This window comes from Caballeronia sp. GACF4 (assembly GCF_023631025.1).
Lineage (GTDB): Bacteria > Pseudomonadota > Gammaproteobacteria > Burkholderiales > Burkholderiaceae > Caballeronia.
Genome location: NZ_JALQDW010000018.1, coordinates 798,326 through 811,929, shown reverse-complemented (window position 1 = coordinate 811,929; position 13,604 = coordinate 798,326). Strand labels below are relative to the sequence as shown.

At 64.2% G+C, this 13,604-nt stretch carries 11 protein-coding genes; 2 read left to right on the top strand and 9 right to left on the bottom strand.

Annotation, left to right across the window (positions count from 1 at the left end):
• Window positions 1-48 precede the first annotated feature (48 nt).
• Complete coding sequence (locus NCR40_RS18760; RefSeq protein ID WP_250467405.1) at window positions 49-1,233, top strand: M20 aminoacylase family protein; 1,185 nt, start codon at window positions 49-51, stop codon at window positions 1,231-1,233.
• A gap of 217 nt (window positions 1,234-1,450) precedes the next feature.
• Here NCR40_RS18760 and NCR40_RS18755 read toward each other — a convergent pair whose 3' ends face one another.
• The 6 genes from NCR40_RS18755 to NCR40_RS18730 form a co-directional block, all read right to left on the bottom strand.
• Entirely contained in the window at window positions 1,451-2,992 is a 1,542-nt protein-coding gene (locus tag NCR40_RS18755; protein WP_250510241.1) for a methyl-accepting chemotaxis protein, read from the bottom strand.
• Window positions 2,993-3,116: 124 nt separating this feature from the next.
• Entirely contained in the window at window positions 3,117-3,278 is a 162-nt protein-coding gene (locus NCR40_RS18750) for a hypothetical protein (protein ID WP_244829287.1), read from the bottom strand.
• 18 nt (window positions 3,279-3,296) lie between these two features.
• Window positions 3,297-3,872 (bottom strand): glycosyltransferase family 9 protein, encoded by a 576-nt coding sequence (locus NCR40_RS18745; RefSeq protein WP_250510240.1) that lies wholly within the window; start codon window positions 3,870-3,872, stop codon window positions 3,297-3,299.
• A gap of 94 nt (window positions 3,873-3,966) precedes the next feature.
• Complete coding sequence (locus tag NCR40_RS18740; RefSeq protein ID WP_250510239.1) at window positions 3,967-6,255, bottom strand: FdhF/YdeP family oxidoreductase; 2,289 nt, start codon at window positions 6,253-6,255, stop codon at window positions 3,967-3,969.
• A 162-nt stretch (window positions 6,256-6,417) separates the two neighbouring features.
• On the bottom strand, window positions 6,418-6,912 hold the full coding sequence (locus NCR40_RS18735) for a hypothetical protein (protein WP_250510238.1): 495 nt from the start codon (window positions 6,910-6,912) through the stop codon (window positions 6,418-6,420).
• 164 nt (window positions 6,913-7,076) lie between these two features.
• The gene (locus NCR40_RS18730) at window positions 7,077-8,576 is read right to left on the bottom strand and encodes a UdgX family uracil-DNA binding protein (RefSeq protein ID WP_250510237.1); all 1,500 of its coding nucleotides are present in this window, start codon (window positions 8,574-8,576) and stop codon (window positions 7,077-7,079) included.
• A 214-nt stretch (window positions 8,577-8,790) separates the two neighbouring features.
• Between NCR40_RS18730 and NCR40_RS18725 the strand changes: the two genes are divergently transcribed.
• Window positions 8,791-9,513: a glycosyltransferase family 2 protein gene (locus tag NCR40_RS18725; RefSeq protein ID WP_250467400.1), complete on the top strand. Its 723-nt coding sequence runs from the start codon at window positions 8,791-8,793 to the stop codon at window positions 9,511-9,513.
• Between the two features lie 157 nt (window positions 9,514-9,670).
• Here NCR40_RS18725 and NCR40_RS18720 read toward each other — a convergent pair whose 3' ends face one another.
• The 3 genes from NCR40_RS18720 to NCR40_RS18710 form a co-directional block, all read right to left on the bottom strand.
• On the bottom strand, window positions 9,671-10,258 hold the full coding sequence (locus NCR40_RS18720; RefSeq protein WP_250510236.1) for a nucleotidyltransferase family protein: 588 nt from the start codon (window positions 10,256-10,258) through the stop codon (window positions 9,671-9,673).
• A gap of 127 nt (window positions 10,259-10,385) precedes the next feature.
• On the bottom strand, window positions 10,386-12,611 hold the full coding sequence (locus NCR40_RS18715; RefSeq protein ID WP_250510235.1) for a xanthine dehydrogenase family protein molybdopterin-binding subunit: 2,226 nt from the start codon (window positions 12,609-12,611) through the stop codon (window positions 10,386-10,388).
• A complete protein-coding gene (locus tag NCR40_RS18710; protein ID WP_250510234.1) occupies window positions 12,608-13,597 on the bottom strand; it encodes an FAD binding domain-containing protein in 990 nt (329 codons plus the stop codon). Before NCR40_RS18710 ends, NCR40_RS18715 begins: the two co-directional genes overlap by 4 nt.
• Window positions 13,598-13,604: the final 7 nt, after the last annotated feature.

Here is a 13,604-nt window from a genome sequence, read left to right as displayed (position 1 = left end):
CCGTTCGTGTTTCCGTTTTCCGTTTCGATTCAGCCAAGGTTCCTGCAAATGACCCGACTCTTCACCGAACTCGCCGATCTTTCCGACGATGCGCCCGCGTTGCGCGAGATCCGTCACGACATCCACCGTCATCCCGAACTCTCGTTCGAGGAGACGCGCACCTCGGCGCTCGTCGCGCAGAAGCTCGAAGAGTGGGGCTGGGAAGTGAGCCGGGGCATCGCCGGAACGGGTGTCGTCGGCACGCTGACGGCGGGCGATGGCACGAAGCGCATCGGCCTGCGCGCCGACATGGACGCGCTGCCGATTCACGAGCAGACCGGCAAGCCGTACGCGAGCGAGTCGCCGGGCAAGATGCACGCGTGCGGCCACGACGGCCATACGACCATGCTGCTCGGTGCGGCACGGCATCTAGCGCGCACGCGGCGTTTCAATGGCACGGTGCATCTGTATTTTCAACCGGCGGAAGAGCACGGTTTGCCGAGCGGCGCGCAACGCATGATCGCGGAGGGGCTCTTCGAGCGCTTTCCTTGCGATGCCGTATTCGGCGTGCACAACCATCCTGGCGTCGCGCCCGGCACATTCCTGTTTCGCAAGGGGCCGTTCATGGCGGCGTGTGATCAGGTGTCGATCGAGATCGAAGGCGTGGGCGGGCATGCGGCGCGTCCGCATTTGAGCGTCGATCCGGTGGTGGTGACGGCGAGCATCGTGATGGCTTTGCAGACTATCGTCGCGCGCAATGTCGATCCCGCGCAACCGGCCGTCGTCACGGTCGGCTCGATGCACGCTGGCACGGTCAACAACGTGATTCCGAATCGCGCGACGCTCGAATTGTCGGTGCGCTCGTTCAGCAAGCCGGTGCGTGAGTTGCTCAAGCGCCGTATCTGCGAACTCGTGGATGCGCAGGCGGCGAGCTACGGCGCAAAGGCGACGATCAAGTATCTGGAAGGCTATCCGGTGGTCGTCAATTCGGATGCCGAAACGGAATTCGCGGCGCAGGTGGCGCGCGAGTTGGTGGGTGCCGAACACGTGGTCGACCACACGGATTTGCTGATGGGCAGCGAGGACTTCGCGTTCATGCTGCAGGCGCGGCCGGGGACGTTTTTGCGCATCGGCAACGGCGCGGGCGAGGACGGTTGCATGGTTCACAACCCGCACTACGATTTCAACGACAGGAATCTGCCGGTCGGGGCGGCTTATTGGGCGCGATTGGTGGAGCGGTTTTTGGAGCAATGAGCAGCCGACGATCCAGAACCGCACCACGATTTCGGTGACGAGAATCTGCTGGTCGGAACGGCTTATCGGGCGCGGTTCGTGGAGCAGTTTTAGAAGAGTAAGCGGCCGATAATTCAGCCTTGGAGCGATCGCCGTCACTATGCAAGCGACGGCGATTGCTTCAGCCATTCAAGAAGCAGCGCAACCCATACCTCGACAATCCGCGCCGATGCACTCCTCAAGCCGGCAAATGAAAACTGCCGATTGCCTCCCGCAACCCATCCACCTGATCCTTCAACGAATGCGCCGCAGCCGCTGCTTCTTCCACTAGTGCCGCGTTCTGCTGCGTGACCTGATCCATCTCGACGACTGCGCGATTCACCTGCTCGATGCCCGCGCTTTGCTCGCGCGATGCATTGCTTATTTCATCGAGAATCTCGTTCACACGACGCACCGACGACACGATCTCGCCCATCGTCGAACCGGCGTTCGTCACGAGCGACGCGCCTTCCTGCACCGTATGCGTCGACGTCTCGATCAGCGCCTTGATTTCCTTGGCCGCCGTCGCCGAACGTTGCGCGAGGCTGCGCACTTCCGCCGCCACGACCGCAAAGCCGCGTCCTTGTTCGCCCGCGCGCGCCGCTTCGACCGCCGCGTTCAACGCCAGGATATTGGTCTGGAACGCAATGCCATCGATCACGCCGATAATGTCGCCAATCTGTTGCGAGCTTGCCGTGATACGCGTCATCGTGTTGATGACTTCGTCCACCACGCCGCTGCCGCGCGTCGCGACATCGGCGGCCTGACCCGCAAGGCGCGCGGCCTGCGCGGCGCTCTCGGCGTTGTTCTTCACGTTGGCCGTCATCTGGTCCATGCTCGATGCGGTCTCGACCAGCGCGGCCGCTTGCTCCTCGGTACGCTGCGACAGATCGGTGTTGCCCGCCGCGATTTCCGACGCGCCCACGTTGATGTTTTCCGTGCCGTTACGCACACGCGACACCGTCTCGACAAGGCCGAGCTGCATCACCGAAAGCGCGTGCAGGAGGCTCGATGTATCGCCGGCACGCACCGGCACGGCGGCCGTCAGATCGCCACGCGCAATGCGATGCGCCGCATCCACCGCGAGTTCCAATTCGCCGCCCAGATTGCGCTTGATGCTGCGCAGAACGACGAGCATCGCGGCCGTCGCGATGGCGCCGAGCAGCATCGTGATGGCGAGCCAGCGCAGTGCGCTTGCATAGAATGCGCTCTGCACGTCGTCCATATACATGCCGGTGACGACATACCAGTCCCACTGGCCGAAACGCTGCGCATACGAGAGCTTCGCCACAGGCTTGTCGCTGTCTGGCTTCGACCACAGATAGCTGATGAAACCGCCGTCCGGCTGATCGCCCGCCTTGACGATATCGACGAACAAGTGATTGCCCGCCGGGTCGGTGTATCCCGAAAGATCCTGCCCGTTCATGGCGGGCTTGATAGGGTGCATGACCATTTTCGGCTTCGAATCGTTGATGGAAAGATAGCCATCCTTGCCGTAGCGGATCGCGCCGATGACATCCAGCGCGCGCTTTTTGGCTTCTTCTTCGGTGAGGGTCTTGTTGGCGGCGAGCGCCGCGAAGTGCGTGACGACGGCATGTGCCTCGCCGACCAGCGTCTTCAACTGTTCCTTGCGATCCTCGATCATCGACGTGCGGTTCTGCCACGCTCCGATAATGCCGATCGCAATCAAACCTATCCACAGCACGGCGATCATCGAGCCGAGCTTTTTGTTCAACGTCATTCCATTCATTTGTGCGCCCCGCAGTCTTTTTACGTTGTCCTAGACGGTGCGGCGACGCGCGCGCCGCCGCATGCCCCTCTTACGGCATACGGCGCGGCAAATGTAGGGTGGGGGTTTCCCGGTGTCAGAAACGCCGGATCGGGTCCTTGTCCGGTGGTGCATCGGGATGCTGCGGCTCGTCCGGGCGATGCCCCGGCGACGGCGGCGTGAGCGGATCGGCTTCCGGATCGCGGTTCGGATCGGCGATCGGATCGGGAACGGGACTGGTTTGCAGATCGAATTTCATGGGAATTCCCGAATGGCGTCAGGCCGCGTCGTGTTCGACCGGCATGTGCAGTGTGAAGGGCGTGCCGGGGTGCGCGCGCCGCGTATCCGACAGTTCGGCGCGTGCCCGTTCGATGATGGCCTCGCTGTCCGTGCCGCGCGGATGCTCGTCGAGCACGATATGCGGCGTGCCGAGCGCACGTGCGGCGGCGGCGGGCGAAGGCGCGATGGCATCGTCGGAAAGGAGCAGGCGGGCGTCGGCGATCAGGCGCGGCAACGTGCGCGGCGCCACGGCGCCGGCCAGAAAAAGCGCGGCGGTTTGCATCGCGCCCAGGACGCCGGCCGTGCGCTCCGGATCGGGCGCGTCGCCGATGATCGCGATCTGCCAGCCGTCGGCGTTCAACTGATCGGCAACGTCGGCGTATTGCTGCGCGGACCACGCGGGCGTCGCCTTGTGGCTGCCTGGATGAATCAGCACCAGACGCTCGCGCTCAATGCCATGAAACGCCACGAGTTCGTCATATTGGGCGTCGGACAACGGCGAAGCGGCAGGCGAGTCCGCAATCAGCGAAGGCGCCAGGTCGTCGATCAGGGGAGAAAACGGGTTGGCTCGCATCTGCGCTCCTGCAAGGCCGTGGCCTCGATGGAAAAATCGTGAAGTCGGCCAAGCGTGAGCACGGGACATGCCCGGCCGCGCCTCACGCCGGGATTTACGTCGCGCGCACGCGCACCGGAACTGCCTTCGCCGCAGGCACCTTGCTGCGTTTTGCGTGGTGCGCAAGCGGAATCAGCGGATTGCATTCCGGGTAATAGCCCATCGCGCAGCCGGCCGGAATATCGAATGCATGGGCCCGCAATCCGTCGATACTGCGCGTCACGTCATCGCTGGATACCGTCGTCACGGTGATCGTCTGATCTTCCGCGATGTTCAGCCGCGCCATGTCGTCACGGTTCATCAACAGCACGTCTCGGGTATTGAAGACGCCGCGAAAGCGATCGTCAAGCCCGTACACGGTCGTATTGAACTGGCTGTCGCCGCGCGTGGTCATGAGCCGCAAGGTGCGCTCGCCTTCGAAAGACATGTCCGGATCTTCGCCCATGCCCTCTGGCGTGATGAAATTCGCCTTGCCGTTCTTCGTCTTCCACTCGCGTTTGGCCGCCGGAATCGGCCGATGAAAGCCGCCCGGCTGCGACATGCGCGCGTTGAATTCCTTGAACTGATCGGGATAAGTCTTCTCGATTGCCTCGCGCACCAGCGAATAATCGGCCGTCCAGGCGTCCCAGTCGACCTTGCCGCGACGTCCTTGCAGCGTGGCCTTGGCCAGTCCCGCGACGATCGCGGGCTCCGACAGCAACGTCTTGCTCGCGGGTTCCGCGAAGCCCTTCGACGCATGGACGCACGCGGTGCTGTCCTCGACCGTGACGATCTGCGGGCCGCTCGCCTGCTGATCCACCTCGATACGCCCAATGCAAGGCAGCAGATATGCCGCACGCCCGTGCAGCAGATGGCTGCGGTTCAGGTGCGTGGCAATTTGCACCGTCAGCGGCACGTTTTGCCACGCCGGTTCCAGCACGTGATGATCGGGCGTCGCGCGCGCGAAATTGCCGCCAAGGCTGATGAATGCATCGAGTTCGCCGTCGCGCAGCGCCGCGCAGGCATCGACGGTGGACATGCCTTCGTCGCGCGGCGGCTCGAACGCGTACATTTCCGCGAGCTTGTCGAGCGGCACGAGCGCCGGCTTCTCCGTGATCCCGACCGTGCGCTGACCCTGCACGTTGGAATGGCCTCGAATCGGGCAGATACCCGCGCCCGGCTTGCCGATGTTCCCGCCGAGTAGCATCAGATTCGTCAGCATCTGCACGGCGAGCACGCCTTCGCGATGCTGCGTGATGCCCATGCCGTAGAGAATCATCACGGCTTTGGCCCGCGCATATTCGGCGGCGGCTGCTTCGAGCGCGGCGCGCGTCAGGCCCGATTGCGTTTCGATGTCGCTCCAGTCGGCGGCGCGCATCGCGGCGGCGAAGGTATCGAAGCCGTGCGTGTGTTCGGCGATAAAGGCGGCGTCCAGCACGCGCGGCGTCTGGTTTTCTTGCGCCAGGTCGTCCGCTTCGATCAGCGCCTTGCACAAGCCCGTGACCGCGGCAATGTCGCCGCCAATCTTCAGTTGCAGATATTGCGTGCTGATGGCGGTCTGGATCGGCGACAGCATTTCCACTGGCGACTGCGGATTCGCGAAGCTCACGAGCCCGCGTTCCTTGATCGGGTTGAAGGTGATGATGCGCGCGCCGCGCTTTCTCGCTTCCTGCAAGGGATGCAGCATGCGCGGCGCATTCGTGCCGGTGTTGTGCCCGAAGAAGAAAAAGCAGTCGGTGTGCTCGAAGTCGTCGAGCGTCACGGTGCCGACCGGCGCGCCGATGGTCTCCGGCAGCGCCACCGACGTACTCTCGTGGCACATGTTCGAGCTGTCCGGCAGATTGTTCGTGCCGTAAAGGCGCGCGAACAACTGGAACATGTACGACGTTTCGAGCGATGCGCGCCCCGACGTGTAGAAGACGCTGCGCTTCGGCCTGGCGTCGCGCAGCATCGCGCCGATTTCGTCGAAAGCCTGTTGCCACGGAACTGGCACGTAACGGTCGGTGGCGGCGTCGTAACGCATTGGCTCGGTCAGGCGGCCTTGCGATTCGAGCTCGAAATCGGTCCACGCCGTCAATCCCGCGAGCGTGTGATGCGCGAAAAAATCCTGATCGATCCGCTTCTTCGTCAATTCCCACGCGGTTGCCCGCGCGCCGTTCTCGCAAAATTCGAAGAGATGCGGATCGGCCGGCTTCGCCCACGAACAGCTCACGCACGCAAAGCCGTCCGGCTTGTTCTGATGCAGAAGAATGCGCGCGCCGTTGAGCGCGACGTGTTCGTTGACGAGTGCCGAGGTAACTGCCTTGACCGATCCCCAGCCGCCCGCCGGGTGATCGTACTTTTCGATATGCGGCAGTTTGCTCATGCTTGGCCTCTCCCGTGAATGGTCCGTTCGCTTCACATTCAGCAAGAAACAGGCACAGCGGCGCGCTTTCAATGAAAAGAAAGCCGCCGCCCTGCATGGGCAAGGCGGCGGCTTTTCGGTTCAGTTTTTGTCCTGGCACGGGTGCCGGGACTTATCTTCCGGTCAGGTTTCCAGATTACCGTCTTCTGCCGGTAGCGTCTTCGGAATGAAGGCTTCGGCGCGGCGGCGAATGTCGTCCACCTCGCCGGTCACGAAAGTGCGGTTGTCGGCGGCGAGCGCTTGCTGATACTGCGCGCCTTCCGGCACGCGATGCAAAAGCGCGCGCAATTCGCCCTGCGTGGTTTGTTCGACCGGCTCGAAGCTGTAAAGCCCGAGCATGAGTTCGGCGCGCTCGTGCAGCAGAAAGAGGCACGAGGCAAAAACGCCGACCGCGATCACTTCCTGCACGCCAAAGCGGAATTCCTGCTGCACCGACGAAAACGGCAGCCACGCGACGACCAACAAGCCCAGCAGCGCCAGCACGATGGTCGCGTTCAGGAACATGCCGGCGCGGGCAATGACGCGCTCGCGCTCGGTTTGCAACTGCCCGGCCGATTTCGGCACGAGCGCGGTGATGGATTGTTGTTGGCGGAGTGCTTCGAGGGGAAGAGCGGCCATGGATGTGTCTTCGGAACGATTCGTGAGTGAGCGCCAACAGGCAAAGAGCGGCGCGACACGGGTATAACGCATGGCTTACAGGAAGGTTGACGGCGCTTTCGTCTTGTTGCGTCCTGTTTCTTCTCGTTGCAATTGGGGTTTGTGATACGCGGCTTGCACCGATGCTAGCGCGTCCGATCCTTCACCGGCGTGCGGATGGTCGCGGTACCTTCGGCGATCTGCCGCGCGAACACGAGCGCCTCGACGATGGTGCCGAACACTTCGCCGCGAATCTTTTCGTCGGTCAGCCGCAGCAAATACGACGGATGATAGGTCGGCACCACGATGCGCCCCTTGTGCTCGATGGTCTTGCCGAGATACTCGGACAGCGCCGTGCGATGCCCCGTCAGCGCCTTGAGCGCGGTGGCGCCAAGCGCCACGACCACTTTCGGCGCGATCCGCGTCAGTTCCTCCTCCAGCCAGAACCGGCAGGCCTCGCGTTCGCGCTGTCCGGGCGCAACGTGCTGCCGCTCATCGCCATGCGGGTCGAATTTGAAGTGCTTCACCGCGTTGGTCAGATAAAGCGTTTCGCGCGCGAGTTGCGCCTCACCGATGGCCTCGTCCAGCAGCTTGCCCGCCGGACCGACGAACGGCTTGCCTTCGCGGTCTTCGTTATCGCCAGGCTGCTCGCCGACCAGCATGACGCGCGCGTTCGCCGGACCGATTCCGGGCACGGCCTGCGTCGCGTTGCGCCAGAGCGAACAGCGCTTGCACGCGTCGAGCGAGGGCGGCTCCTTCAGCGACGTGCCCTGAAGCGGCTCCAGATCCGTGTTGAGGGCCACTTCCATGTCCGCGGGAACGTTGCGCGGATGCCGGTCGCGCCGCGAATAAGGATCGGCGCGCGAGATCAGCGTGGGATCGGCGCGCTGGTTTTCCGGGCTCTTCCAGTAGCGCACCGGCATGTGCGATGCCACTTCGGCGGCATTTTCCACCGCCGACGTAAAGGTGCTTTCGTAATAAGCGAGCCACAGCGCTTCGATGGCGTCTCCGCTCACGGCCTCGCCGCTCATCGCGGTATCGCCGAAATCCATTGGCTTTTCTTCCGGGTCGCTCGTGCGGTCCACCCGCAGCAGCGCGCCGTCCCAAAAGGCCGCGCCGTGCGGCGTCGCGATCATCCACGTGGCGCTGCCCATGCGCGTGGCGAAGTGCATGGCGGCGTGCTCCAACAGGTCGTGCACGGGCTCGCACCAGCTGATGAATTCGGGCGGTCCGAGCGACGAATCGCGATGCCTGAAGCGCAGCACGCGACGCATCTCGTTTTCCTCGGCCTCCACGGCTTCGATCATGTGTTGCAGGCGCTGCCCGTCGGGATCGTCCGGCGATACGACCGCGCGATCGCCCTGGGTCCAGCGCCACAGCACCTTGTAGAGAAACATCCAGCGGGCCGGCGTGCGATAGCAGGCGGCCGTTGCCAGCATCGCGAGGAATTCGCGGGCGATCTTCACGGGCTTGGGCGCGCCGGGGTTCTCGGGGCCGGGCGGCGGTCCGTCGATGCTGCCGAACACGGTTGCCGAGGAATCCGATTCCAGCCATACGACGTCTTCCGGCCGCGCGCCTTCCATGAGGAGCGTGCGCGCGGCGGAGCGCCAGGCGGCGAAGGACGGATCGAAGACGACGCTTTTCATCGAAGAGAGGAAGCCGGAAGGAACGAAAAGTACTGTATATCCATACAGTGAATTCTATCGGCGCTTCGGCTTTTGGGGCAACTTTTTTGGGATGGTCGTGCCCTTAAGAGCGGTTGCGACCCTTGCCGCGTGCGCATGGGTACACCCATTGCTGTACCTCGAAACAATCGCGGCTTTGACTGCCGATGAACCACAAAATCAAAACGGAGTCGACATGCTTGCCATAGTCATCCCTGCTCATAACGAAGCCGCGCATATCGGCGCGTGCGTGACTGCCGCCCGGCGCGCGGCGGACCATCATCAATTGCTGGGAGAAGAAGTGCGCGTGATAGTCGTGCTCGACAGTTGCAGCGACGAGACGGGCGAAATCGCCTCCGCACTCGGCGCGCACGTCACGAGTATCGACGCGCGCAATGTCGGCATCGCGCGGGCGCATGGCGCGGAGCGGGCGCTTGCGCTCGGCGCGCGCTGGCTCGCCTTCACCGACGCCGACACGACCGTCGCCGACGACTGGCTCTCGCGCCAGCTCGACTGCTGCGCGGATGCGGTGTGCGGCGTGATCGGCGTGCATGACTGGTCGCCGCATCTTGGCGCGGTGCAGGAGCATTTCGGCCGTACTTATACGGATGCGGACGGGCATCGCCATATCCACGGCGCGAATCTCGGCGTCTCAGCACGGGCTTATTTGCAGGCAGGCGGTTTTCCGCCGCTCGAATCCAGCGAGGATGTCGCGCTCGTCGAAGCGTTGATCGAAACGGGCGCGCACATCGAGTGGAGCGCGGCGCCGCGCGTGGTGACGAGCGCGCGTACCGATTTCAAGGCGAAGAAGGGCTTCGGCGCGACGCTGGTGGAAGTGAGCCGGCGTTATCTGAGCGCGAACGTCAATGCCAACGCGGACGTGGCAGGCCCGGCGGATGTGACGGCGATTGCCGCGTAGGCGTTATTGCGAGGTCGACGGCGCGGGGCAAGCGCCGTCGTTCGGATGCGGTGTATTGGAGAGCATGACGGCGATTGCCGCAGAAATATCGACGACGGTCGAATCATGTCCATGCCCGCGCTCGTTGTGCATGATTCCACGCAACAAAGCGACTGCTTCAACCGTCCGACAAATCGCCAGGCAAGTCCACGTCACGCAGCACGTTCCGGTCATTCACTTCGATGACCGTCGGCTTTTCCATGGCGAAGATGCCGCGCGCGCCTGCGTCGCCATCGAGCGTGGCGAGCGCCGCGCCGTACTCGATGCCAAACCCCACCGGATGTCCCCGCGTGCCGCGATAAAACGGCGCGACGAGCCGCGCGCCTGCGTCGAGCGGACGCGCGACGGCTTCGATGGTCGCGGGCTCGATCCACGGCATGTCGCCGAGCGCGACAAGCCAGCCTTCCGCGTCGGCGGTGGCGCGTACGGCCACGGCGAGCGTCGCGCCCATGCCGCGCTCGGCATCGATGCTGAAAATGACCTTGCAGCCGGCTTCGTTCAGCACTTCCGCCAGCTTTTCCGCGCCCGGCCGAACCACCGCGATCACACTCGAAGCAACCGAAAGCAGCCTGCGCGCCGACTGAAACACGACCGGCGTGCCGTTCGGCAAGGGCGCCAGCAGCTTGTTGTGAAGGCCGAAAGGATCGAAGCGGGTGCCGAGCCCTGCTGCCAGCAGGATGCCGGTCGCGCTTGACGAATAGGTCATCGGTGGCTCGCGTGGGGAAGAGGATCGATTGTGCAGCGCGTCGATAGTCGCCGCAAGCGTCAAAAAAATCCGCGCGGCGCAATGTGCATTCGTGCCATTGAGCGCCGCGCGGACCTTTTCTTCCGCACTACACCATCGTTGTTTTCGGCATGACTTTATCGAGCGTGATCGGCAAGTCGCGCACGCGCACGCCGGTCGCGTGATACACCGCGCTGCCGAGCGCGCCCGCCACGCCCGTGATGCCGATTTCCCCGATGCCGCGCGCGCCGTCCGGATTGATATGCGGATCGGGCTGACCGACAAAGGAAACATCCAGCAAGCCGATATCCGCGTTCACCGGCACGTGATACTCCGCGAGATTGGCGTTGGTGTAGCGGCCGTAGCGGCCGTCGAGTTCGCCCTTCTCGAAAAGCGCCGAGCCCACGCCCCAAACGATGCCACCCATCAACTGACTGTGCGCCGTCTTCTCGTTGAGCAAGGTGCCGACGTCATAGACCCCGACGACACGCGGCACGCGGATGATGCCCAGGTCCGCATCGACATGCACTTCCACGAATACCGCGCCGAACGAGTGAAACGAGTACTGCTTTTTCTCGTCGCCGGGGCGCACCGTGGCCGTCGCTTCGATAGCCTTGCCGCCGTTTCGCGCGATGATCGCCGCCGCGGGATCGCGCTTGTCCGGCGTCGAAACGCTCACGACCCAGCCATTGCTCACCGTGACGTCCTCGCGCGACAAACCGGCGACGGGCGATCCGCGATCCGCGAGCGCCATCGCGATCAACTGATCGCGCGCCTGCGCGGCCGCCGCACGCACCGCTGGCGACACGCTCGCCGCCGACTGCGAGCCGCCCGATACCGGCGCCTTCGGCAAGGATGAATCGCCAAGCGCGAAGCGCACGAAGTCGGGCGGAAAACCGAGCGCGTCGGCGGCGACTTGCGTCATCACGGTGTAGGTGCCGGTGCCGAGATCCTGCGTGCCGGAAGCGACCATCGCCGTGCCGTCGGGCAGAATGCGCGCGATCGCCGATGCCTCGCTGCGGTTCGCCGGATACGTCGCCGTCGCCATGCCCCAGCCGATCAGCGTGTTGCCGTCGCGCATCGAACGCGGCGCCGGGTTGCGGCGCGCCCAGCCGAACTTTTCCGCGCCGCGCTGATAGCACTCCATCAGCGACTTGCTGGACCACGGCTTTTTCTCTTGCGGCTCCATGTTCGCGTGGTTTTTCATGCGCAGCGCGAGCGGGTCCATGTGCAACTGATACGCGAGTTCGTCCATCGCGGTTTCGAGCGCGAACGAACCGCTCGTCTCGCCGGGCGCACGCATGAATGTCGGCGTGCCGATGTCGAGCTTCACGAGCTTGTGCGAGGTCGATTGATTCGGCACCGCGTACAACATGCGCGTGAGAATGGCCGAACTCTCGGTCCAGTCCTCGAAGGTCGAGGTGGTCGAGATGACGTCGTGCTTCATGCCGGTCATCGTGCCGTCGCCGTGCGCGCTCACCTGAATGCGTTGTTCGGTGAACGGCCGGTTGCCGACCATGCCGAACATCTGCGGACGTTCGAGCACGAGCTTCACGGGACGTCCGGTCTGTTTCGATGCCATTGCCGCCAGCACGACATGCGACCACACCGAGCCCTTGCACCCGAAGCCGCCGCCGACAAACGGGCAGATCACGCGCACGTTCGTTTCCGGAATGCCGAAAAATTTCGATACCGCGCCGCGCGCGCCGGAAACACCTTGCGTCGCATCGTAGAGCGTGAGATTGGGGCCGTCCCAGCGCGCGAGCGTCGCGTGCGGCTCCATCGGATTGTGATGCTCGTAGGGCGTCGTATAGACGGCGTCGAGGCGCGTCTGACCTTGGCGCAGACCGGCATCGACGTCGCCGCGGCTCGTGGTGATCGGGCGGCCCATCATCTTTTCGGGTTGATACGCCGTGCCGCGCGCACGCACGTATTCCGCGTTTGGCATGGCGCCCTCGTAGCGGACGATCACATGGCGCGCCGCGCCTTGCGCATGTTCCAGCGTGTCCGCGACGACCACCGCCACCGGCTCGTTGCTGTAGCGCACTTCGTCGGTTTGCAGGAGCGTAAGCTTGCGCACGGCGGGCGGTTGCGCGTCGGGCACGCCGCCGTTGGGCAGACGCATTGCGTTCTTGTGCGTCAGGACGAGCAGCACGCCGGGCATGGTGTCGGCACCGCTGGTATCGATAGAGGCGATGCGGCCCTTGGCGATCGTGCTCGTGATCAGCACCGCATGCGCGAGCTTGGCGTCGGTGTTGTCGGCCGAATAGCGCGCCTGGCCCGTGACCTTGAGCACGCCGTCGGTGCGATCGAATGGTTTGCCGATGATGCTCATGCCGTGCCTCCCGCTTGTTCCACTGCCCGAACGATCGCCCGCTGGGCGAGCGCCACCTTAAAGCCGTTCTCGCGCAGCGGCCTGGCATCGCGCACGGCAAGCGCGGCCGCGTTTTGCAGCGACGCGCGATCGAGTGGTTTGCCGATGAGCGCGCTTTCCGTCGCGTTCGCGCGCCACGGTTTGTGCGCGACGCCGCCCAACGCGATGCGCGCGGCCTTCACGGTGTTGCCGTCCATCTGCAAGGCGGCGGCAACGGAGACGAGCGCGAACGCATAGCTCGCGCGGTCGCGCACTTTCAGATACTTCGAATGTCCCGCGAAAAGCGGCGGCGGCAGATCGACCGCCGTGATGAGTTCGCCGGGCTTGAGCGTGGTATCGAGATCGGGCCGGTCACCCGGCAGCCGATGGAACTCCGCGAACGGAATGGTCCGCTCGCCTTGCGGGCCGGTCACGCGCACGACGGCGTCGAGTGCGGCGAGCGCGACGCTCATATCGGAGGGATTGGTCGCGACACATTGACTGCTCGCGCCGAGTATCGCGTGAATGCGGTTGTTGCCTTCGAGCGCGGCGCAACCGCTGCCGGGCGCGCGCTTGTTGCATTGAGGAAAGCCCGTGTCGTAAAAGTAATAGCAGCGCGTGCGCTGCATCAGGTTGCCGCCGACGGTCGCCATGTTGCGCAATTGCGCCGATGCGCCCGCAAGCAATGCCTGCGACAAGAGCGGATAGCGCTCGCGCACCCACGCGTGATTCGCGGCGTCGCTATTCCGCACCAGCGCGCCGATGCGCAGCCCGCCATCGGGCAAGGTCGTGACGCCGTTCAGGGCGTCGATGTGGGTGATATCGACGAGACGAGTGGGCCGCGCCACGCCGCCTTTCATGAGATCGAGCAGATTCGTGCCGCCGCCGATGAACATCGTGCCGGGCTGGCTGGCCGCCTGTAGCGCCGCACCGATGTCGGCGGCGCGCTGATAAGAGATCGCGTCCATGTGCTCT

Excerpts from the sequence above, each read along its gene's own strand:
- NCR40_RS18755 (WP_250510241.1), bottom strand. The coding sequence starts at position 2,992 with ATGACGTTGAACAAAAAGCTCGGCTCGATGATCGCCGTGCTGTGGATA.
- NCR40_RS18715 (WP_250510235.1), bottom strand. The coding sequence starts at position 12,611 with ATGAGCATCATCGGCAAACCATTCGATCGCACCGACGGCGTGCTCAAG.
- NCR40_RS18740 (WP_250510239.1), bottom strand. The coding sequence starts at position 6,255 with ATGAGCAAACTGCCGCATATCGAAAAGTACGATCACCCGGCGGGCGGC.
- NCR40_RS18720 (WP_250510236.1), bottom strand. The coding sequence starts at position 10,258 with ATGACCTATTCGTCAAGCGCGACCGGCATCCTGCTGGCAGCAGGGCTC.
- NCR40_RS18745 (WP_250510240.1), bottom strand. The coding sequence starts at position 3,872 with ATGCGAGCCAACCCGTTTTCTCCCCTGATCGACGACCTGGCGCCTTCG.
- NCR40_RS18730 (WP_250510237.1), bottom strand. The coding sequence starts at position 8,576 with ATGAAAAGCGTCGTCTTCGATCCGTCCTTCGCCGCCTGGCGCTCCGCC.
- NCR40_RS18750 (WP_244829287.1), bottom strand. The coding sequence starts at position 3,278 with ATGAAATTCGATCTGCAAACCAGTCCCGTTCCCGATCCGATCGCCGAT.
- NCR40_RS18725 (WP_250467400.1), top strand. The coding sequence starts at position 8,791 with ATGCTTGCCATAGTCATCCCTGCTCATAACGAAGCCGCGCATATCGGC.
- NCR40_RS18735 (WP_250510238.1), bottom strand. The coding sequence starts at position 6,912 with ATGGCCGCTCTTCCCCTCGAAGCACTCCGCCAACAACAATCCATCACC.
- NCR40_RS18710 (WP_250510234.1), bottom strand. The coding sequence starts at position 13,597 with ATGGACGCGATCTCTTATCAGCGCGCCGCCGACATCGGTGCGGCGCTA.
- NCR40_RS18760 (WP_250467405.1), top strand. The coding sequence starts at position 49 with ATGACCCGACTCTTCACCGAACTCGCCGATCTTTCCGACGATGCGCCC.